This window comes from Candidatus Endolissoclinum faulkneri L2, from assembly GCF_000319385.1.
Lineage (GTDB): Bacteria > Pseudomonadota > Alphaproteobacteria > Thalassobaculales > Thalassobaculaceae > Thalassobaculum > Thalassobaculum faulkneri.
The window spans coordinates 914249-938132 of the sequence record NC_019566.1 but is presented as its reverse complement, the minus strand read 5'-3'; the positions used below and the strand labels follow the sequence as shown (position 1 = coordinate 938132).

General features: G+C 29.3%; 9 protein-coding genes and 2 tRNA genes. 3 read left to right on the top strand and 8 right to left on the bottom strand.

The window, feature by feature from the left end; all coding sequences use genetic code 11:
- Window positions 1-94 precede the first annotated feature (94 nt).
- Window positions 95-1009 carry a homoserine O-succinyltransferase gene (locus A1OE_RS02825; protein WP_015088694.1) on the bottom strand — a complete coding sequence of 305 codons (915 nt, stop codon included), beginning with the start codon at window positions 1007-1009 and terminating at the stop codon, window positions 95-97.
- Between the two features lie 2028 nt (window positions 1010-3037).
- Here A1OE_RS02825 and A1OE_RS02820 point away from each other — a divergent pair.
- Window positions 3038-4198, top strand: a complete 1161-nt coding sequence (locus tag A1OE_RS02820) for an ABC transporter substrate-binding protein (protein ID WP_237737647.1) — start codon at window positions 3038-3040, stop codon at window positions 4196-4198.
- Window positions 4199-7756: 3558 nt separating this feature from the next.
- Here A1OE_RS02820 and msrB read toward each other — a convergent pair.
- From msrB to A1OE_RS04575, 5 genes are all read right to left on the bottom strand, one after another.
- A complete protein-coding gene (gene msrB / locus A1OE_RS02815) occupies window positions 7757-8176 on the bottom strand; it encodes a peptide-methionine (R)-S-oxide reductase MsrB (RefSeq protein WP_015088687.1) in 420 nt (139 codons plus the stop codon).
- A 1001-nt stretch (window positions 8177-9177) separates the two neighbouring features.
- Window positions 9178-9252 (bottom strand) — tRNA-Asn (locus A1OE_RS02810).
- Between the two features lie 67 nt (window positions 9253-9319).
- Window positions 9320-9393: transfer RNA gene (locus A1OE_RS02805), tRNA-Cys, on the bottom strand.
- A 1667-nt stretch (window positions 9394-11060) separates the two neighbouring features.
- On the bottom strand, window positions 11061-11369 hold the full coding sequence (locus A1OE_RS02800; RefSeq protein ID WP_015088686.1) for a 2Fe-2S iron-sulfur cluster-binding protein: 309 nt from the start codon (window positions 11367-11369) through the stop codon (window positions 11061-11063).
- Between the two features lie 1089 nt (window positions 11370-12458).
- A complete protein-coding gene (locus A1OE_RS04575; protein WP_015088682.1) occupies window positions 12459-13265 on the bottom strand; it encodes a DUF4167 domain-containing protein in 807 nt (268 codons plus the stop codon).
- 1677 nt (window positions 13266-14942) lie between these two features.
- Here A1OE_RS04575 and A1OE_RS02790 point away from each other — a divergent pair.
- Window positions 14943-15836, top strand: a complete 894-nt coding sequence (locus A1OE_RS02790) for a DMT family transporter (RefSeq protein ID WP_015088679.1) — start codon at window positions 14943-14945, stop codon at window positions 15834-15836.
- Between the two features lie 1073 nt (window positions 15837-16909).
- Here the strand turns inward: A1OE_RS02790 and A1OE_RS02785 are convergent.
- A complete protein-coding gene (locus A1OE_RS02785; RefSeq protein WP_015088677.1) occupies window positions 16910-17728 on the bottom strand; it encodes a sulfotransferase in 819 nt (272 codons plus the stop codon).
- Window positions 17729-18555: 827 nt separating this feature from the next.
- On the opposite strand from A1OE_RS02785, the gene A1OE_RS02780 reads away from it, so the two are divergent.
- A complete protein-coding gene (locus tag A1OE_RS02780) occupies window positions 18556-20604 on the top strand; it encodes an aminopeptidase P family protein (protein WP_015088676.1) in 2049 nt (682 codons plus the stop codon).
- 1070 nt (window positions 20605-21674) lie between these two features.
- Here the strand turns inward: A1OE_RS02780 and A1OE_RS02775 are convergent.
- Complete coding sequence (locus A1OE_RS02775; protein WP_015088675.1) at window positions 21675-22577, bottom strand: hypothetical protein; 903 nt, start codon at window positions 22575-22577, stop codon at window positions 21675-21677.
- Window positions 22578-23884: the final 1307 nt, after the last annotated feature.

Genomic DNA, 23884 nt, shown 5'->3' with positions numbered 1-23884 from the left:
CTTGTTTTGGAATAATCATACGAATATTCCATCATTCTTCTATAGAAAAGTTTTTTACATTTTTTTAAGATAATTGCGATACGATTAAATTATATTACTCACCTTCTCTAAGGTTAAATGGTGTGGTTTGATAAATGTTATTGAGCCAATTGTAAAACAGCAATTTAGCTTCATTATGCCATAGATTTTCTGGGACTAATGATGCGTCATTATTCGGAAAATAATTGTATGGCATTTCTGTAGATTCGCCTCGCTTCAAATCGCGAAAATACTCTTCACTTAATGAAGACAAGTCATATTCAATATGATTAAACATGTGCAGTGATCTATGTTGCTGGTCATCTAGTAGGCATAGGCCAGTATCTTTCGATACCACTAAAATTTTTATTCCGCTATCGACTGGGATGTCATCGGCTCGAACTTCGGTCCAGCGGGATGTTGGAACAAAAAAATTATCGGAAAAACCAAGCAAGTACGGGGAGGTTTGGTCTACTGCGTAATGAGGGAATACGCCAAAAGCTTTTTTCGGTAAATCGTATTTCTGCATGCCATAAAAATGGTAAACAGCTGCTTGCGCTCCCCAACATATGTTAAGGCATTCATGCACATTAGTTTGAGTCCAGTCAAAGATATGACGCATTTCTTCCCAGTAAGTAACTTCCTCATACTTTAGCTTTTCTATAGGCGCTCCTGTAATAATAAATCCATCGAATCGCTGATTTCGGATATCTTCCCAGTTTTGATAAAACGATATGATGTGATTGTTTGAAGTATTACGTGAGATGTGTTTCGTGATTTTTACTAAAATAAGATTAACTTGAAGTGGTGTTGCTCCTAGAAGACGAGCAAACTGAGTCTCTGTGCGAATTTTATTTGGCATTAGATTTAACAACCCAATTTTAATTGGCCGCGTACCTTGACGAACAGCAAGAGATTCGTCAATCAATATAACTCCTTCTGCTTCTAGCTGAGTTCTAGCGGGGAGGTTGCGTGGAATTTTGATAGGCATTACCAGTTTTTATCCTTATCTTAAAAAATAAATAAAGTAGAGAAATAGCTAATTTTTAATTAGAATTAAGATATAATGAACAAAATTAATCTAATACTAAATTTGCAATGTTTTAAATATAGAGGTTAATGTAATCAATGCTTACTAAATTTTTCTTTAAAAGATCATTGATTCATATGAAAATAAAACTTTTTTATATTTTAAAACTAAAAATCATTTTATGTTGAAGCTTAACTAATAGAATCCTTAATTTTTTATCTCAATTGCCATTAATATTTATCTTCCTAAGCTTGGGTTTTATCATTAAGTATTTTGTATGCTAAAAATGAAATTAGAATTAGAAAGTGCCGCTACTAGTTTTTAGCATATTTGTTATTATTTTTATTTAAATTAAAATAATAAACGTTAAGAATCTAATTTTGTTTAGCTCTATTTTAGATGAAATTTGTTTTATACTTATCTATAAGTTAGATTATTTACTACTAACAAATTAATTAATATTTGATTTGTAATCAAATATTAGACCTTATTCTAAGCGTATGTACTTGATAAGTATGAGTATTATTAGTTTCATTTAACTCGTTATATTTGATTATACAATCGTTTAGATTGTATAATTTTGGCTTGATAACTAAAAATTGTTTAAATACTAAATTATCGGCTATTTAGTATTTTATTGAAAATTTATTATCCTTTAGTAGTTTTTATGTATAAAAACTACTAAAGGATAATAACTAGATATTAGTTTGTTTCATGAATAATTTATTTTTAATAATTTTGATTTAAAGAAATGTATTAATATTTCGGCTATTTAATAGGTTAAATAGCGCACTATACAATTTTCTATATGTAGTTTAATATTGTCTTAACAATGAGTACAAAACATAAGTGCACTTTTATATGATGACACAATTAAGGATATTCCCTGGTGTTTTTATAATTTTATTCGATAAAATTATTGCATCATTTGCATTAAATCCAGATTAGGAAATTTCAATGATTTATTATTAACTACTGTTGAGTATTAATAATTATCTTTAATTTTGGAACATATTAAATTGTGTGAAGAAAATTAATTAGCTTGTGGAATTGTCCAAGAATTGATTTTACGATAATCAATAATTATAAGTTTATGACTTACAAATATTAGAACAGAAATAATTTTAAATATTAGTACATTACGAGTAATGATTCATTTATAGTAGGAAAAGCAATTTAATTTTTTCAAAGTGTAAGGTAGAATTAACAAAATGTTATCTTTTATAAATGTATAGTATAGTTTTTTTTAGTAGAGTATCTTGATAAATTCATTATATTATAAATTTATTCGCTGATATAAAATTCAGGATAAATTTAACATTTATGATAAATTGATTAGCTAATTAATTGGATTTCTTGATATATTAATATTTGCCAGCACTGATGAAATCCAACCAGCTGATTATGGTTTTTTGTAATAGGTTGTAATAAAATTTTACTTTTTGTTTATTTGCTTAATACAGATTAATGTAAGTTTGCTTATGAAAATAGTTAGAGATTTTAAAAAAAACTTTAGTTCAATTTTGTGTTAATAAATAGCGAATGTGTAATGAAAATAAATGTTTTTTTTGCGATCTCCGCAAACAAAAGATATAGAAATTAGTAAAATAATTTAACGCTTTGTGTTTTGCAGTGTAATTTAGTTATCTTTGATAAAAGAAACTGCGTATGAAAAAAAATGCTTAGGTATTATTAATGCCTGCTTTATTAATTTCTTTTTAGAAAGGTGCTGTCAATCTAGCTATTCATAGCAATTAATTGTTAGCAATATTAAAAATATACATAATTTTATTGCTTAAAGTATTGTAATTAAGTTGTGTAAAGTTAAATTTTTGATGATTTTTTACGCAAATAAATTTTATTTTAAATTTGCACTACAATAATAAATTACGTAAAAAACGAGGGTCCAATAAATTTTCTTAGAAAACAAAGATTTTTTTTAAAGTGAAATTATTTTTACAATTTAGTAACCTATTGTGTGCTGTATTTTTGTCAGCTGCTGTCCCCATTCAGAAATACTGCAAAGTAGGTATACTTCAAGGATTTACTGGCCCTGCTGAGTCTTTAGTTATTCCGATAGTTGCGGGTGCTGAATTATCCATTAAAGAAATTTCTGATAGCGGTTTGTTTCTTGGGGGTAAGAAGGTAATCCCTGTAAGAGCTGATACTACTTGCATAGATGCTGCAGCAGCTAGGACTACAGCTGATCGTTTAATCACGTTAGAGAGAGTAGCAGGTATAATTGGCACCACCTGCTCTGGTGCAGCTACGGCAGTTCTTAATAATGTTGCAAGACCGCATGGTGTTGTTATGATTTCTCCTTCCGCAACATCCCCGGTAATGAGCTTCCTTGAGGATGACGGTTTGTTTTTTCGCACTGCTGCATCTGATGCTAGTCAAGGGGAGGTTATTGGCGATATTTTATTTTCTAAGGGAATTAAGTCTGCGGCTCTTACTTATACAAATAATGATTACGGCAAGGGCCTTGCTGAAGCCATTAGGACATCTTTTGAAAAGAATGGCGGCAAGATTACTGTTGTCATTGCCCATGAAGATGGGAAAGCCGATTATTCAGCTGAAGTTGCTACTATGGCTTCAGCAGGCGGTGATATATTAATTGTAGTAGGATATTTAGACCAAGGTGGTAAGGGAGTAATCCAGGCTGCAATTGATACCGGCGCTTTCGAAAAATTTATGTTACCAGATGGTATGGTCGGTGATTCCTTGACTAATGCTTTTGGTAAAACTATCGATGGATCAATTGGCATTGTACAGGGTAATGATAGCCTTGGTTCGAAGATGTTAGTTGATCTAGCCAAAAAAAATGGATTTAATGGAGATGACCCTTATTTTAAGGAGGCATATGACGCAGCCGCAATTATGCTGCTTGCTATGCAGTCCGCTGGCAGCACTGATAGTGCTGTATATAAATACCATGTAAATAAGGTTGCCAACTTTCCTGGCGAGAAAATTTACCCTGGTGAGTTGGCTAAAGGCCTAAAAATTCTTGCTAGTGGCGGTGAAATTGATTATATTGGTGGTACTACTGTGGAATTGGTTGGAACTGGCGAATCCGTTGGTAGCTTCAGTGAAAAAGTCGTTATCAATGGAACCTGGAATACAGTATCATACCATTCATTGCTGCGATAAGTTATTGTTTTATTTGCATAGACTTGGTGTAATGATCTTCGATTAAAATTTGCTTGTTAGCTAGAGTTCAGAATAAAAATACGCGGACTGAACTATTCTTTTTTTAAATACTATTTTGAATATTTCCATACTTCCTAAGTTTAATGGTTAATTGTATTTTTAGAGGAAATAGGGAATTTTTTTCATTATAATTTACTACAGATAGCTTTTTATGCAAATCTTGCTAGATCTTTTTAAATTTTTTAATTTACTTTATAAAAAACATAAAATACGTCGTGTGTGATAAGGCGAATTATTAACTTATTTATTAGCAATAAAAATTAATAGAATTTAGATTTATCACTATTACAATTGCTCATTATAATTCTCTAGTATAACATACACCTGTACGTGGATTTTTGATACTATCAAGTACAATTAGTATTGCTATTTTTAGTCTAAAAAGTAGTCAATAAATTAACTTATGGAATAGAAATCACAAAAGGCAATGGATTTTAAGCTCAATACTAATAAAATAGTAATTTTATATAATTTACTATAACTAATGTACAGTTGAGCTTAATATTTTTCTTTATATATTATATCTAATAAAATGAATTTTCTCGATGTAAACCTTAATCTCAAATGAAGCCATTGTTTAAGTTGATATCATTAAAATAAGTAGTAGTAAATAAGATCATCCATAATTAACGCTTTAATCAATTTCTTTGCTTTTACTAAATTACAGAATTAATTTTTTAACATTTTATTATGTAATATTTATAAATGGTAACCTCATCGCTTGTATGTTTTCGATTGTCAATTTTTATGATTAACAGTAACTTCAAATTAATCCTTTGCTCGAGATCGGAGCAGTTTATAGAAAACTACTTGCTCATTATATTTCAACCTTAACAAAGAAATAAATTTATTATAGCTGTAGAATCTTTATCATATGTAATAAAGGTGATTATTATCTTATTTGATTAAACTTGATGATATCAAATAGCTAATAATTCTTTAAATTATTTTTAATGTACTGTCTTCACATAGCAACAATTGAGATTTCGATTTTGAAATAAGTATAAAAATTTTTTATTCAGGGCACTGAAATTAATTACTACGAAGTTTAATTAGATTAAATTTGATTCTCCTTTTTTTTTAAAAAGTTATAAAATATGTTATCAAGCATTTTATGCTTGTTATTTAGGAAAATAACATTTTAGGATATTGTTAGTTACTTTACTCAGGTATTGTTTAGAACTAAGGGCGGAGCATAGCTTTTGCTATTAAAGTCATCTAACCGCATTAATTAAATGTTTTTGCTAGAATTTTTTAGTTATGCTGTCACCTAAATAATTATAATACAGAAAATATATTATCATGCAGAATCTTCTTTTTGTAATAAGCAGAGGATTGCAAATTTGCATTTGATTTTTAGTAAATGATAGAATCTATCTATGAACTTAAATTTAATTTAACAGGATTTATAATAATATCTGTTTTTAACAATTTAAATATTTTATAGAATCATATCATTAGCGATAGTAGTAAAAGTTTATATTTTTTAAATCCGAAGGATTGTTTATAATTAGCATACTTAATGATAAGTATACCTAGTTTAGTATATTGTGATATTCTTACATTGCTTACGCTTATCTGAATAAGCCTTTCTCCTATTAACATTAACTATTGGTTAGAGCTGTTAATGTATCAATCAAATATTTTCTTAGAAAGATTTATTTTTTTACAGTTTACCAGTAGTTAATGCCTAATAACGTTGGCTGTTAATAGATAGGTTTATTGAGCTTTATGAAAAGCTGAATTTATTTTATGCATTTAGCCGAAAAAGGAGAAATCTTTGTTAAGATATTCACAAATTTAATGATAAAACCCGAATATCATCAGTATATATTTGTTATCATCACTAAGATTACTGTATTATTCAATCACTAAATAATGTTTTTCATAAAAAGTAATTTAATATTAAATATACATAATCATTCTTAATTCTTTAATCTGTATATTTTTAATTAGTTATATTATTGTAATATTTTCTATAATTTGGTAGATAATAACTTTGTTATAAAAAACTACCTTTGCGTATAATTTTAGATGGTTAGACATTGCATTGTCGATTAATGGTTACTTTTATTAGATACTTTTTTAGATCTGCCGCATTGTATGCTGTTATAATAATATTACAAAATCCTTGCTTAAAATTTATTTATAGTTAGTCAAAGAAAAAGCTTGTAGTTTAAATAATGCACAAAGTATTAATCGATTACTTCTCTTATAAAATAATATCAAAAGCTTTTTCTATTCACTCTACGAGTAGATTTTTTACGCAGAGAATTTTTTTATCCTATACAATTATTTTACCATTAATTTAATGGAATTAATGAAATTTTATTATTGTATTCATCAACAAATTTCTTGCTTTTATTTGATTATTATAATACTAGGCTACACTAATATATATGTTAAATTGCTGGGAATATGATGTGGACTGCATTTTGTTAACAAGAAATTATTTTTAGCAAATAATAACAACAACTAGCTAATATGAGAAGCTGAGGTTATGAGTATACAAGCTACTAATCGATAGAAGTATTAAATAGTTAAAAATGATCTTTAAATACTTTTATACATTAGAAATAATTGATATTATGGGCATCAACGATTTTTTAGCTAGAAAAAGCTTTCTCTTATTAATTTTCATCAAATTATTATAAAATACTATATTAATTTGATTGATAAATAATCAATAAGTTTACCGTACATAAGTTAATCTCTTAGGAGATTAACTTATGTAAATTTGTATGATTTTTAATAATTAAAGAGCATTAACGGCAGATCATCACTTAAATAATTTAATTGTTTCAATTTTTAACTGAAATTTTTAATAATTTAATATTATGTCAGCTCGTACCTCTTTAATTTATATATTAACCTTTGAGTACTGGTATACTTTTAAGTTAGTATTTACTATTTTTACTTCAATAATCATTAGTCAATAGTTATGATATTTTGGTAAATTAATAACATTACTCCTCTCTCGAGGAGAGGATATTTTTTCTTGACCTATCGTAGGAAATGTAGAGCTATTTATTGGTTTAGATATGTGAACTATAAATTTATACAACTAATATAAAGCATAAATAAAACTATATATGTTTTAAACAGAAATCAATTTTTAAGAATAAATTAATCAATGATAGTAATGGAATTCGGCTAACTGGCAAATTAGGGCGATATTCAAATTATCCATCATAATAACTTGCCTATAGCAACATCCCTTTCGATTAAGCATAAAAAATAATTAAAAAGCTTTTATTTGAATGAAATACTTTTGATTTATCTTTTTAATAAAGCAAAATATTAAAAATGTGTAAGCGATTATAAGACCACGAGCAATAAGAAATTTTTCATTTATATACTTATCCTCAATTTGAGTGATGTTGACACAAAATTAAAAATAGGGAATGCTTATCAAATTATACTAAAAAATAGCTATTTTATAATTCCCAAGCAAATGGCATGATTCATTCTAGATTATAGATAAGGGCTTGTTTTTTTTTAAACGCTAGGATTAGAATGTGTTTTATATTTTTTTAGATTTATACTGGTCGAATTTATGCAATACCTTAGCCCTGTTGGCGGAGGACCATCTAAGAATAAATGTCCTAGATGAGCTTGACAATTATTGCAGTGTAACTCTTTGCGTATCATAGAAAACGAATAGTCCATTTTAATGCCGATTGAATTTTTTATGATTGGAGACCAAAAACTAGGCCAGCCCGAACCACTTTTATATTTAGTATTACTATCAAATAATGGTTGATCGCAGCACACGCATGCATATATCCCTTGTTCAGTGGTTGTGTAATATTGATTCACAAATGGCTGCTCTGTTTTATGCTCACGTGTAACTTTATACTGCTCTGGAGTTAATTTAGATTTCCATTCAGCATTTGACCTATTGATTTTATTTATCATTTAATCCATCGCAGTTTTTTTTATTGCAACTAGAAATCCTTAAAATATAAAATTAATATTGAAATTAAAAATCTATAGCAGATAGTAATTAACAATTAATAAAATTATTAATCTCATTAAATGAGTTTATATTCATTAACAAATTAAGAAAATATAGCATGTATCGTATTGCTTCTTGTTTCATAGTAACATTACTCTAGTTTTTAATCGTAAGTTGTAGCAGTTATACAATTGCCTTGTAGTCGATTGTATAGAAAGCATAAGTCGTTATGCAGTGTATTTAATTCATACGCTGTTAGCGAGCTATAGATCAGTTTTAGTTATTGGTTTATTATAAAGATAATTAGACGACGTTGGTGTTTATATCCTTAAGTATTTTCACTATAAAGTGATTAAAAATTTGTAATTTAATTGCACATAAAATGCTATGTTTCTCGATTTAAGAAGTGTTTTTATAATAATAATTAATAGTATATTAAATTAGCAAATATTAAAGAAATATAGCTATACATTTACTATATTAACTAGCTACATATAGCAATAATAAGTTAAGTTCAACTAAAGCTTTAGCCAGCTAACTTAAGTTCGCTATTATCATCTAGTAACATGATTTTGATGTTCTAGACATAATGCTATGAGCAGTGTCAGCTAATTTAAAATCCATTTTTATCAAGCTAGTCCATACTTCAAATCTTTACTCATAAAATAGTTATATTTTCAGAATAATCTCTAATTTTAATTAAAATTAATCCTCAATAAGTATTATTAAATATTTTAACAAACTTAATATACTTGTCTACTGTTTTTTTTAAACACAGAATCAATATAAATAAATGATTAGCCAAATTAAAATATTTTACTCTCCTTTAATACCATGAACAATATAGTATAAATTAACTTGATGATTTTTTTTTAACTATTGCTTAAACTTCAAGGATTTCAGATATACTAGACAAAATCAAGCAAAAAAATTAAGAAAAATATTTTTAATAGCAAATAAATGGCTCCCGGGGAGGGATTCGAACCCCCGACCAAGCGGTTAACAGCCGCCGACTCTACCACTGAGCTACCCGGGATTGATGTTAACACTACAGATTTATTTTTAAGATTATTGCTTGAGATAAATAACTCATCTTTCTTCTTTGGAGGCCCCGACCGGTATCGAACCGATGTAGAAGGATTTGCAGTCCTTTGCATAACCACTCTGCCACGGGGCCATTTAGAAATTAATACGAGAATTGATGTATATAATCGTACGAAAAAAATGTAAAGTATTGCTTATTTTGAAAGAAATCGATGGCATACAAAACGCTCTTTAGTAAATTAGCCATTTTTATTTTCTTCGTATATTATAACATAATTTAATAAATTTTCTTTAGTCAAATCCATATTAAGTAATATTTACTTATTTCAAGAGTATGAAAAGATAATTCGTGTTAAATAAAGATAATATATTTCTAATAAAGTTAATCTTTCTGTCTATTCAGACAAGAATAGATAGCTATTATTATTAAATCCAACTAAAATAGTTTAGATAAATCAAAAAAAAACGAGTTAAGATATTAATCTACTAAAGCCATAAATAATACTAAAGTTATGATATTTTGTTTTGCTTTAGTTTTGTTGATCAGTAACACTGATAATGACCAATTAATAAATAAATAATTTGACTTGTTATTGATAATATAATTGATAATTTTCCTTACTTACTTAAAGTAAAAAATAACAAAAATTGTTTATCAAGCAACTTACCAAAAGTTAATATATGTTTTACAATTTTGTTATAAGGATTAAATTTTTATACAATATGTTTATAAAATATAATACATATTTTGATTCTCAATAAGAAATAAACTAATAGTCAATGAAAATTATTGTATACACAAGATACCAGTTTAGATAACTTGATTTAATCTTTTATCATAAGTACAAAATAATGGCTATTAATTACAATTAATCGCTGCTGGAGTCTAATAAAATAGCAAATACAATATTATTTTTTGATTCATTTTTAATGATGATTATAGAGGATTCAAAAGTCAACTTCCAAGAAGTAGTATACTTTAGTCTTAATAGTAGATGCAAGTATCTAATTAGTATTGTTTATGTTGCTGAATTGAATTAACGATGGTAGTTAATTTAATTATAATACATATTCAAATAATAATAAACTAATAATCTTTTTTTTCTTAACAAGTGCTACGATAGCACACCTTGCATCAACCGATAGACTTGCTATTTAATTAATATTAATAAACAATAATCAATTTTAACAGTAAAAAAAATACACTCGAGTTAATTTTAATTATTTAAAAATCTAAACTAGATCTTTAATAGTTAAATATTTAACTATTAAAGTAAATCTATTATCTTAGTTTAAATACAGCGAACTAATAAGAAGTCATTTTGTTTGTGTATATTTTACATCATTTACACAGATTTTAGCTGTGTATCATACATTAAATAATGGATTAGATACTTACTTTTCTCTAAGTATTTAAAGTAATTAACGAAGCAATTTAATTTTTTTTAGTACTATAAAAAGTTTGTTAAATGTCAAAAACATTTATTTTGATGCTGGAAAAAGGAAAAACATTTAAATTATAATTCTCTAATAATTACTCGGGAGCATAAAGTCATTTGGTTATACTTGACTTAAATTACTAATGTTATTACAATAATACACCATTCTTAACCTAAGATAATTTCTCTTGATTTTTTATCATATATCTTTTGATCAAAGATCAGAATGATTGAAGAATCAATGCGAAATAGTCCCTAAATCAAAAATAAATTTATAACACTACTGACATGTTTGGGAAATTTTCTTTTAATTATTAAGTATAATTCTATACTCAGTTAAATCTCTGCTTAAATTTATTAATTATTCAGGCGCTAGTGTCATTTTAAGCCCATCTAAATTTTCATTGAATAAGATTTGGCAAGAAAGTCGAGAATACTCACTAACATCAAATGCAAGATCTAGCGTATTATTCTCTTCTTCATTTCGTGGTTCTAGCTTATCCCACCATTCAGGATCAACGTAGATATGACAAGTAGCACAAGCACAAGCACCTCCACATTCGGCTGTGATCGGCAGACCAGAATCACGAATAATCTCCATTATTCGCCATCCAGGAATTGCTTCAAGTGCGTGTTCGCTACCTTCCCTATCTATTACATAAATCTGCATCTTGTTTTCCTTAGATAAGTCCGGAATTAAGTTTTTTAATCTTTAAGCGTAATTTACATTGATTTTGTATTTATTTGAGGGAATGCTATTACATTCTATTGTTCACCAACAGGTAGAAAATGTTTTAACATCTGTTAATTTATCAAGCTCGTTACAAATAAGCTTAAAAATACTCATTAATCTTAGCTAAATTAAATACCTTAAATAATAATTGAATAACATTAATCTTAGTAGAAATACTACTTAATATATTAAAAATAATCACTAATGTACTGATATAATTTTGGATTAAACATGACAAATATTGTATAAAATTACTCGACTTAACTGAAATTTATTAATTATGATATAAAGAATGAATACATCGTATTAAATAGCAACCTAGACTCAAATTATGTAATCAGTTAATAAAAATTGCTCTAAGAGAATGATATTTAAATTGATAAAACCATAGGCTTCTTTTTACAGAAAAGCATTAATCATTCATAAAACTAAATAACTGGATCACTAGGCAACAGATAATAAAGCCTTTTTGCTATTACAAGATAAAATTGATAAAGAGATGAGCTACTTGAACATACGCTTATACAATGAATAAAGCTCAAAAGCAAATCCTAAAATATTCTTTAAATGGAGCGTTAAGACGATACAAATAGGAAGATTCTAATTGAATCTTCCTATTTGTATCGTCTTAACGCAGATTGCCAGTTTTGCATTTACAAATAACCCACAACAATACTAAACACATCCCCAGGAGTAATGCCTTTTATCCATCGAATAGTATATACAAATCATTTTTGTAAAAAAATTTTATAAAATGTTATAATGAAAGTCACTAATAACAACATAACATAAAACAACAAAGCAAAAAATAACATCAGTCAATTAAAAATTGACCTATTCAATAACGAGAATAATAATATAAATTATTAAAACGATAGAAAGAAACAGTATTATATAATCAAAATTGCGTAAATTAAATCAATAAATAGAAGAGTCACATTATAAAGCTAAGTCAACAATATTTTACACAAAAATAACGCTGTCTAATGATGTGAAATTTATTCAACTCATTCTTATTTAATGCGGTTAACTATTTGCATCTATGACTTCTTTGTTAACTGATTGTTCGATATTAGAGCCTCGCCGCCGGCGTTTTCGGCGCGGCCGATGCTCATCATCTTCGCTATTAGCCTCAATAGTAGGCAAATCACCATCCTTGTTACTTGAGAGGCGAAGTGTCTGACGTACACCATTATCATTGATAGATAATCCTACTTCGTTAGATTTTGTAGAGATTCTGTTTGAAAAGTGTCGTGTAGAAGCTGATGTTTTTTCGTCATGTTTTTGGGAATGCTCAGATGGAACTGCTTTGACGTTACGTTTTTCACTTCGTTCGAAACTAGATGATTGACCATCATAAGCTCGACGATTATCTTCGCTGTTATTTACACGATTAGCTCCTGGGCTTTTGTAAGAAGGAAAACGATAATCATCAACTTCATCATCATTCGAATCACGAGAGGTACCATTATGTTGCTGGCCTTGGAAATTACTACGATCGTGGCGATCAGCTTCATCTTCTGCAAACGCACTGACAATTCTATAATAGTGATCTGCATGCTGAAAGTAGCTTTCTGCAAGGACTCGATCTCCGGATGCTGCAGCATCTCGACCCAAAGCTAAATACTTTTCATAGACCTGATTAGCGTTGCCTCTTATACGCACATCAGGACCATTGCTATCAAATGTTTGATTACGATTAGGCGTGTTTGTACGGCAATTATTACGTCCGCGATTACGCTTTTGATGTGGGCCTTGTCTCATGCCAACCACATTTCCTGTTGTTTCAAAATCGAACCATTGTTTAGTTCTTAGGCTACGTTGTTTAAACAAAACTACCTATGTGCCTCACACTAATGGTCAACTTGCACAAAGCAATCTTTATTCTAAAAAAGAACTTCATTAATGAAATAAATTAGTACAATAACTTCATATATCATAATATAGGATTTCTGACTGTACTCCAAGCGCTTTTCCTCCTATTAGGAATTTGAAAAATATTTTATTATGCTATCATAAAATTAGCTTTACGGCTAATATATTTAAATATTGTATGTTTTACGTTAGGGTTTCATCCATCAAACCACCCTAGCCGATCAATAGATTCGATACATGATTTCTAACTGATCAATAGCAGCACAATCATTACCCTTCTGAACAGTAGCGATATATAATTTGTATCGTGTTAGCAAATGCTACTGAAGGTGTAATTATAAGATCAAAAGAGTACCGAACTAATAGATTTAACTAGTAGCACATTATTACAAATAATAATTGGGAGGTAAACTTAATAGTAATTAATTAAGTTAATTATTAAAAAACAACAAACGTCTAGTCGATAAGAGAATGTTCTCAAGCAAGGGTGCTTTTTCCTACTGTCTGTAAAGACAGTAGTTAGCAAATAATACATTTTTAAAAACTAAAATCATCCTAGGTTCTAGTTTAATATCAGAAATTGAACCATCACTATAGTCTATTATTAGAACAATAAACTTGTTAGTGATGTGTTCAATCAATGTTTTCTATATATGCATTGTTAAATATAAATACCGAAAAATTCGTATTTAAATAATTTTTTTTAGTTTTTTTTTAGTAAAAAGTAGATAATCATAGCTAATTACGACCAAGATTTTTTACTATAAAAAATATTTTATAAATAATAGTTTAATAATTAAGTAGCAAATTAGAGCGAAAATAATCTAAGAAAATAACGCTCAATTTTTTACTCAAATAATTAATAGTATTCTGCGATTTATAGTAAATATCATTATCTAGGATGTACTAGATGATACGGCTATAAGCATCTATCACTATAACTATACAGGTGGTTTCTTTCATTGGCATTCTTTACTTTTAGAATAAAAAATTTTCATTTAGGTATGGAGAGAAATAACAAAAACATTTTTAATCAATTTCTACTGAAAAAATTAATCCAGCATTAGAGCAATATAATTTAAATAAAGGGTTTGGAAGCAGTTTGTTATAGCTATTGCGCTATTATTGTATGTTTACAAATAAATTCTATTTAATAAATATTTGTTATTATAAAATAATATAGGCTGATTTAAAAATGAAACAGTATCAGTTTTATGGGTGGTGATTGATACCTTCGATACGGAGTTCACATAAACTTTATTTATACTCCTTGCTACGGCTTAGTTAATTGTTAGTCTGGTTGTGATTAAAACTAGATCTAATAGATGTCTATTTTTATAAAAATTTTATAAATCCATCAAAATTATAAACACCTATGTATTCAGGGGCTAACTATAATAAAATAACTAACATACTTATTATGGATGCAATTTATCATCCTATGAGCGTTATCCAATATAATTTGAAAAATTCATGCTAGGTGCGCCATACGCATAGTTTATTGAGAACAAGATAAGATTAAGTAATTAGCATGGTATCGAATATCAATTGTAGTTTGCTTCGAATTACATTAATAAAATTCCATAGTTGTTACCTATGCTTAACACTAAATAATTTTAGCCAAAAGCGTAAAACATGATAGAGGTAACGAACTTTTTCTTTGATTATATGCAAATAATTCTAGCGATAATCGCTTCACTTATGTTTGCACTTGGTGCTCAATGGCAAAAAATCGGTTTAGCAACTGTAGATTGGTCTACTGGAGCAATGATTTTAATTACTGCAGCTACCTGCACCCTGTGGATTTTTGCGCCTTTCTTTATGCATTGGCAATATTGGCTAGAACCGCAAGTACTAATATTTGCTTTAGTTGGTCTTTTTCGTCCGGCTGTCTCCGCAAATTTAGCTGCGGCGGGGATACGATATCTTGGGCCTACCTTGGGTAATGCTTTAGCTTCTATTTCTCCATTATTCGATACTGTTATGGGAGTTTTAATTTTAGGAGAAAGATTTACATGGTCAATGGCAATCGGAACCATTGGCATTATGGTTGGTATTTTGCTATTATCTAAGCGTGGAGAGATTAAGGTTGACTGGCCATTATGGGCATTATTTTTACCAATCGGTGCTGCTTCGCTGCGTGCCTTAGGTCATTTGTTATCAAAAGTTGGTATGGAGTCTGGCATTCCAGATCCTTATTTTGCAAGTATTGTTGGTTTTACGGTCTCTGCCATCATAACGTGGTTAGTACAAGTCTTGCTCCGTGATTCAATATTAATAGATTGGAAAGCCCCTGGGGTGAAGTGGTTTGCTCTGGGAGGAGCAACGACCTCAGCTGGTATAATTTGCTTAAATGTTGGACTGCTGCGCGGTGATTTGGTCGTTCTTGCACCTATGGCTGCAACTTCACCGATATTCACTATGCTACTATCAGTGTTGATATTCCACAGCGAGCGTTTGACTAATAAAGTTGTGTGCTCAACGCTTATTGTTGTGATTTCTGTTCTTTTCATTGCTCTTGGTAATTAAGTTTTTGCATACGCAAAGAAATAGGAGAGTTAAATAGCAGTCAGTCTTAAATATTCCGTTATATATAGAGATCATCTTGGATAAAAAAATAATTACTTGTATCTAGATTAATTAGTTAAATTACTTAAAGTTTTGATAAATTCGCCTTACTATCTAGTGCTTAATTATAGCTTATTTTAATACTAAAAATTACTATTAACTAATAGTTTATTCTTTATTCTCTTAACTATTTTGGTGCTTACATTCCCACAATATGCAAGTTTGCTGTGGACTTTATTGGGTAATATATTGGATTTTCAGGAAGGAGATTTTGTCAATGAGCAAAGTTAAGCTTATCGACGTGGGAGGAGATATTTTTAGAAGATCTTTTAGGAATCTTAAGTCAAAAGTTAGATAAAATTATATTCAAAGATAGTAAAAAGAAAATTTTACAATTCTTTTTTTACCGGAAAAATATCACAAAAGGATCATTGATATTGATTATAGATCAACTTGTTAAGTCGCGTAAATCATTTCAATTACTGCGATATTTATTTTTGTTGGTGATTCTATTCTTTCGAAGGTTGAAAAATTTTTAATTGTCTGATAGTAGCCAGTAAAAACTATAAGTTTTACAAAAGATAATGTTTAATTAAGCAAACTAATAACAATAGTAGTAAAATACATGTATTTTACTACTATTGTTATTAGTAATGACGTATATAACTCTGGTATTATTTTGTTATTGAATAATATTAAATTATTATAAATATATAGAGAGGTATTTTTTTTAGGTTTTATTTGAACAAGAATCTTGTAATTAGATTGATTGTTCAAAAAATGCTTACAGTTTTAAGTTAAATGAGTATGCAATTGCATTGCCTAACGCTAAACTAGACAAATATTCAACCTATACTTGTAAGAGTTAGCAGCTTAATTTAGATGATCAAAAATTATTCCAAGATTATAATTTTGGTGATTAAATAACTTTAACTCACTAGTAAACTGCTAAAGATCTAATTAGCTTTTGAGAAAATAAAATATTTTATAAGGCAAAGGCAAATTGATTTTTATATCATATACTTTAAAAATTTTTAATTAATTTCCAAGTCAACTGGCCATCCGACTGTACGACAAAAATCAATTTGTCTGGGAGTAAAAATAGATAGATCATGTTTACGCCATCGTCCGATGCTTTCTGGCACAATCACTTTACTTGCTGCCTTTATTAAGGTAGCTTTATCTATTGATAAATTTAACCTTTCAGCTAGTTCCAGCATAGCTTCCATCGGATTGACAACGAAAGTATCGAATTTTAAAGTATAAATTCGCTCTTTGTGTCGTGCACTCATGTTGTTAAGTCGCTTTTGAGTGCGAATCCAGTACTCAAGTTGGGCAACCTCTGGTACGACATAAGTATTTAAATCTATCTCAAATAACCATCCCCAATTGCCAAGTTGGCCCTTATTGTTGCTATAAGCCATGTCAAGCGGATGACGAGTAACATAAATAAATAGCACGTCTGGCCAGTGATCTATAATTTGTTCCAAAAATAGATGACAATTCGGTTCTTTAGTCATCCAACCAACGACATTCTTAAATCTATCAAAACCTTGCCGTTGTTGATGCCAAAATCTCCCCAAGGCTGGCCAGCGAGCTATTGACGTTAAGTTAACACCTTCTCGCATCACACGCTCAAACAATTGAAGACGTTGGTGAATTTTTTTTTCTGATACGCCACGGCGAATCCAATGAGGTCTCTTAAACAGCTCGGTGAAAATTAAGTTATCGTAAGCATTATTCAGACAATCACCAGCATAGTAGCCAAAAGACATTATTGCATTAGCAACAGCTCGAGTACCTGAGCCACCAATACCTCCGATGAAGAGAATAGGTAATTTAAATTTAACCATTTGAGTCGTGTTTATTGGGTTAAATTAATCAATAAGTAAGACATAATAGTTATGATTAACTTAAGTTTTTTATCATATTATTAGCACTTTTAGTCGGTTTATTGTTATAATACAGTTTAATCTAATAAAATAGATTTATTAGTAAAATAATACATTGTTTTTTAGAAAATCCATTACAGTGAAATAGTATAGTGTGTTTTGTTTTAGATTAGATTGTAAAATACATTAATTATTTTTCAACTTTTAATAAAAATAATTGCATTTGCTTAAATATTATTTCTTTAACTAAAAGTACTCATAAGATAATCCCATTAGGTTTACTAATAGCGAATATTTATTTCAATAATTTTTAATTATTTTCCAGAACAAGCAGAATGTAATATTCCGATAGAGTAAAAATTCTAACGTAAAACTAACTAATAAATTTTTACCATTTATATCAATAATATTAAATAATTGTCAGATTATACTATAAAATTCTAATGCTTGCTATTAGCATTGTCAATGCTGCTTACTAAGCTGCAATATTGTTTGATATACCTTAGCTTTCCTTATATAAAAATATTATTACTTTTTTCATTTGCGTAATTTTTTTTGCTATAATTAGACATTATATTTTTAAAAGAACTTTTTCAAGTCTTATTAACCCGTACAAGTGCTTTGCTTTTAATTAGCGTCTTGTCCGCAGTGAAGTTGCCTAATTATTTATAAATTTACTTTTATTAACGAGTTGCATAAAATCAATTAATAAATAATTTGATGTTAATTTTTCTGTAGGTTGCTCGCTAAATAACAACTATTAGCATAGTGGAATGGATTTTCTTTAATTGAAAATACCCAGCTACATATCTTCTCTTTCTTCCTCTTTACGTGTTATAGGTATTGAAATTAGTGAACGCGAATTAACTAAAATTTTGACGCGAATTGCAATTAGTCCTAGAACTTATCCAACTCATGCATGGCATAAGCTGATCTTCACTTCCAAATTACCTAATATCTTGGCAGACAATCTTGACTATGCTGTAGAAACGTTACGGCAAAACACCTATGAAGTAGAATTACAATCCAATGCATCTCGATTAGCCAGCCTACGCAGTGCACTTGAGAAAATAGGCGTTAACGGATTTATTTTACCTCGAGCGGACGAACATATGGGTGAGTCTATACCATCCTCAGCAGAGCGTGTATCTTGGTTAACTGGCTTTACTGGTTCAGCTGCGGTACTACTAGTACTATCCGATGTAGCGGTAATATTTGTAGACGGGCGGTACACTACGCAAGTCGTTCAGCAAGTTGACATCGATTTATGGACCGTGGAGAATTTTTCCCTCAAAAACTTAACCAACTACTTGCGCAAGCATCTTGCTGGCCGTTCTCTTGGCTTTGACCCTAAACTACATTCAATTAATACCATTCATCAGTTAACTATTGCAGTCCACGATGCAGGAGGTATTATACTTTCACTGGAAATCAATCCAATTGATGAGTTATGGATTAATCAACCACCTACTTCGCTTAGTCCTGTAGAGTTGCTTCCGGTTAAATTGACAGGCATGGAGACGACAGTTAAGCAAAAATTGGTTGCAAGCAAACTGGAGCACTATAAAGTAGATGCAATGGTATTAAATCAATCAGAATCGATTGCTTGGCTGCTTAACTTACGTGGCGCTGATGTAGCATACACGCCTTTACCATTAGCTTATGCTATTATCAATCGTACTGCACAGGTTGCACTATTTTTAGAAAAATCAAAATGCAGGGGTTGTTTGCAGAATATTTTAGATAATAAGATTTCTTTGTATCCGTTTGAGGATATTGGCAGTGCTATAGATACTTTAGGAGCTAATAATAAGACAGTAGCCATTGATCCAAATTTCTCTACTGAATGGATGCGTCGTAGGTTAGAAAACGCTGGTGCCGTTATTTTTTTGGCTTCTGATCCTTGCATCATGCTTAAAGCCTGCAAGAATGCTATCGAATTAGCTAATACTCGTAATGCTCATATACATGATGGAGTTGCAGTGACGCGTTTTTTGAAATGGGTAGAAGATAATGCTAATAACACTACTGAATTAGATGCTATTGAAGTATTGGAAGCATTTCGCTCTGAAATTAGCAATTGGCGTGGTCCTAGTTTTCCTCCAATATCTGCTTCTGGCTCTAATGCTGCTATAGTGCATTATCAAGTAACATCAAAGACTAATCGTCAACTGGATAATGATAATCTTTACTTGATTGACAGCGGTGGCCAATTTTCTGATGGAACTACCGATATTACACGAACTGTTGCTATAGGTACGCCAAATCAAGAGATGAAGGAACGTTTTACTTTGGTACTAAAGGGGCATATTGCTATTGCTTCAGCACGTTTTCCAGTTGGAACCAATGGCGGTCAGCTTGATGCGCTAGCGAGACAGTTTTTGTGGAAGGCTGGGCTTGATTTCGATCATGCTACAGGACATGGGGTAGGAGTATTTCTTGGTGTTCATGAAGGTCCACAAAGGATAGCCATTTCGAATAATGTTTCCATCGAAGCTGGAATGATTTTATCGAATGAACCGGGATATTATAAACCTGGTGCCTATGGTATTCGTATCGAAAATTTGATGATAACGGTGCCAGTACCTTTGCAAAATGATCAAATAACTGATATGCTAGGTTTTGAGATCATTACTTTTGCACCAATAGACCGGCGGTTAATCGAGATATCATTGATGACAAAGGAAGAGATTAGTTGGTTTGACAGTTATCATGCAAAGGTGCGTGAAAAAATATTGCCTAATTTGGATTCAAATCATCAGCACTGGCTAAAATTGGCCACGGCCCCCCTGATAGTTAGTATCATTGCTTGGTTTTTTATCGGTTTTAGCAACTAATTTTAATAAAAAACTTAGATTAGTAAGTTTTTATTAAAATACCCTAATATTAGTTGTGAAATATTATGTAATTTTAGCAAATTTTCTTGAGTCTTTCTGTGAAAGACTATTAAAATTTTTTAATATTTAGCTATACGTCTTTTCTATGTTTTAATCCATAGTAATTCAAACAATACAATAATAGCTAAAAGGCATAATATTTATGCTATCTTAGGATAAGATAGTCAACATTATTTTTAATTTAGTTAATTAATGTTATTAATACGTTAATATGCTGTCTTGTTTATTATTTTAACTTTTTTTTAAAAATCGAACATTGTAACTATTGTTTTTATATTTATCGATAAGTTTACATGTGCTTTTGATTTACTTAATGGCAATCGGCACGAGTTGACAGTAATTTAATTAACTCTTCGTCCAGTTATAAGCGTATGAATAACTTGTAATTAAATTTTTTTAAAGTTAAAGAGCAGTACCTCTATACTTTTGCTTTTGGTAAAGGCTTATTTTATAAAATAATTTTTGGATTGTTAGCAAGTAGTGATGTATATGCTTTCAATTTATTGCATTGTCTACTAATAATCGAACAGAGCTTTTCTTGATAATTCTAGCAATGAAGTGAAATTTATTACTAGATTACTATCTAGTAAAGTCAACATTTTTCTTATCAAAGAAGAGAAGTCTAGTGCAAGATTAATCGTATAGTGATACCTGTTAATGTACTACTACTAATGGTAATTAAGATAAATTATTTTTATTTGAAATAGCAATGAATTAGTGATAACAAGTATATCTTATTAATGTTGGTAATTTATGATAAACTTATTTATTATTTAGCAATAAAAATATAAGTTATTCAATCTGCTGTATGCTGTTACGTTATTAATATCTTGGTGACATCACACAGATAAAACAAAGGATTTCAAGTTTTGTTATGTTTTAAGAAATCTCTAAAGAGATTAAGGCATGTATAAATAGCTCTGCTAAAGAAGGAAAATTAGCTAATTTTCCTTTAATCTACATATAAAATATAGCGAATTGAGCATTCGGCAAATGCATAGCCAAGCACATTATCTTGCAGTAAAATAAAGGTGAGATCTAATAAGATTTAGGAGAGCAGGAACTGCAGCTGTGGCAATTTGTGAAGCAACTGCCGACCAATCCATCAACAGAGCTCCGTGAGCAACAACGTTGGATTGCTTGATGCTCCCTAAATTACGACCGCGAGCATCTGAAATGCTCCAGGAAACAACAACTAAGTCATCATTGATATCATTTGGTGTTAGAGTAACGGTTCCTTGTATCACAAATCCATCTTGTGCAGGAAACTTAGTAATATTAACATTAACTTGTTTAATGGCATCAGTCAGACTTTGATGTAGCAAATCATTACCATTACCCGTTGCGCCTATAATTTTATTGATTGTTATTGTTAAATCCGCAAGTGGAATATCGATGCAACTAACTTTTGGCATGATCCAACAAGCCAATTGATCTAGAGCTTGATCAATCTTGATATTGTTGGCGATCACATCTTGCCTTAACGCAACCACTTTGCCGTTTGGTTTTTTTAAAGTCCATTTGATTCTTAGCTTCTCATCTAATTGTTGCTTACCTTCCGCTATAAGAATTAAACTTGCCCGGTTTGATGTTATTGAGCTAGCAGGTATGCCATGCTTTTGAATGGCTTTAACCGTCATAGTGGTAATGCGTTTCATTATAGCAGCATCCGGTAAAGCAAACACTGGGCATACTAATACCCCTTCTGTATAAGGAGCTATTAAGAAAGAAGCATAAGATATATTTGCTTTGTTCTTGGAAAAAGGCTGTGGTATTTGCCCGCATGCAGATAGTATACCTAAAATGCTTAAAAGTGAGAGTAGTTTGCCGATCAACTGATCTATTGATTTATTATTGTTCATAAAATGAATAGAAAATTTAACATCAGCAGCAATGGTAATATTATACTGCATTGTTTTTATCTTTACTTAAAAATTTAAGTAAATTAAGTATTTTATTAAATTATACATTACCTAGGTTATTGGTTTTTTTTAAAAAATCTATATTACACAATAGTTATCATTTTTTTAATTCTTTAGTTTATGTGCTTATATTAGACAATTAGTTTCTTAAAGTTTTGTGGTAGATCTGCTTATTAGATATCTTTGTTTACTTAACATGGGATAACGTGAGTAATAAATATTTATATGTTATTAAAACGATGATTGTTTGCATTTATTATGCAATAATTTTGATCAATAAAATTTAATTAAATTAATTTTTATTTTTTCGAATAACTTTTATCTTGGCTTAGTAAAAATAAAATTCTTTATTTAATTAGATTGCGCTTATTGTTCTGAGGATAGGAGATGAGTATTAGTCATTCCGCTTTGAATTTCAGATGAAATGGAGAAAAAATGAGCAATTTGGCATATTGTTCTTAATTATTGCACATTTCGACAACAATAATTAACTGCCTTTATACCGAGCAAAAGATTAAGTAAAGAATGTTGCAAGTTTTTTTTATTCGATAATTTAGCATTTTAAAAACTAACTATTTTAAATTATTATTTTATGCCGCACAGAGCGTAGTAAAATTTTTTGTTAAAACTAAATTTTGCTTGCTTGGTGGCTAAAGTATTAATCGAGAAAAATAGTTTGATTTATAAAATATACATTAGTGCCAATAATGAGCGTGTTAATCATGAACTATGAAAGATATTGTTAGCCAGCATAACAATTACGCTGAATTAATATTTGATTATAGGTGGATTTTTCTATCAAAAAGCTCATTTACATTATAAGATAAGACTATGTTATCATAATATTGATTTGATATATTGTTTTTAGTTGAGTACAAAATATAGTTATTTCTGATGTTTCTATTTGTTCTCTTTATCATTCTTATAGAGAAGTCAAAAATTTTTAGCCGCGTAATTTGCGATAGCTTGATAAAAATCAATTTTACTTTATCGACCATCATCAATGTTTTTTTAAATATAATACTATTCTTAAAAAGAATTACTAAATTTATAAAAATTGTTTATATACCTAATATATTAGGTATATAATTGGAATGTAAAAGCTATAAACTTTAATAAGTAAAGAAAGTATAATTGTATTTAACATTGTTGCTTTTATATACTATATTTTTTATTTAAAATCCTAACTTAATTCACTATTACGCCAGAGAAGGTTAATTAACGCTTTACTCAAAAAAAAATTATTTTTTATATTAAAAACATTGTTAGTTATTTTTGCTAAAAGATCTTTTTACTAA

Excerpts from the sequence above, each read along its gene's own strand:
- A1OE_RS02800 (WP_015088686.1), bottom strand. The coding sequence starts at position 11,369 with ATGCAGATTTATGTAATAGATAGGGAAGGTAGCGAACACGCACTTGAA.
- A1OE_RS02790 (WP_015088679.1), top strand. The coding sequence starts at position 14,943 with ATGATAGAGGTAACGAACTTTTTCTTTGATTATATGCAAATAATTCTA.
- A1OE_RS02785 (WP_015088677.1), bottom strand. The coding sequence starts at position 17,728 with ATGGTTAAATTTAAATTACCTATTCTCTTCATCGGAGGTATTGGTGGC.
- A1OE_RS02825 (WP_015088694.1), bottom strand. The coding sequence starts at position 1,009 with ATGCCTATCAAAATTCCACGCAACCTCCCCGCTAGAACTCAGCTAGAA.
- A1OE_RS02775 (WP_015088675.1), bottom strand. The coding sequence starts at position 22,577 with ATGCAGTATAATATTACCATTGCTGCTGATGTTAAATTTTCTATTCAT.
- msrB (WP_015088687.1), bottom strand. The coding sequence starts at position 8,176 with ATGATAAATAAAATCAATAGGTCAAATGCTGAATGGAAATCTAAATTA.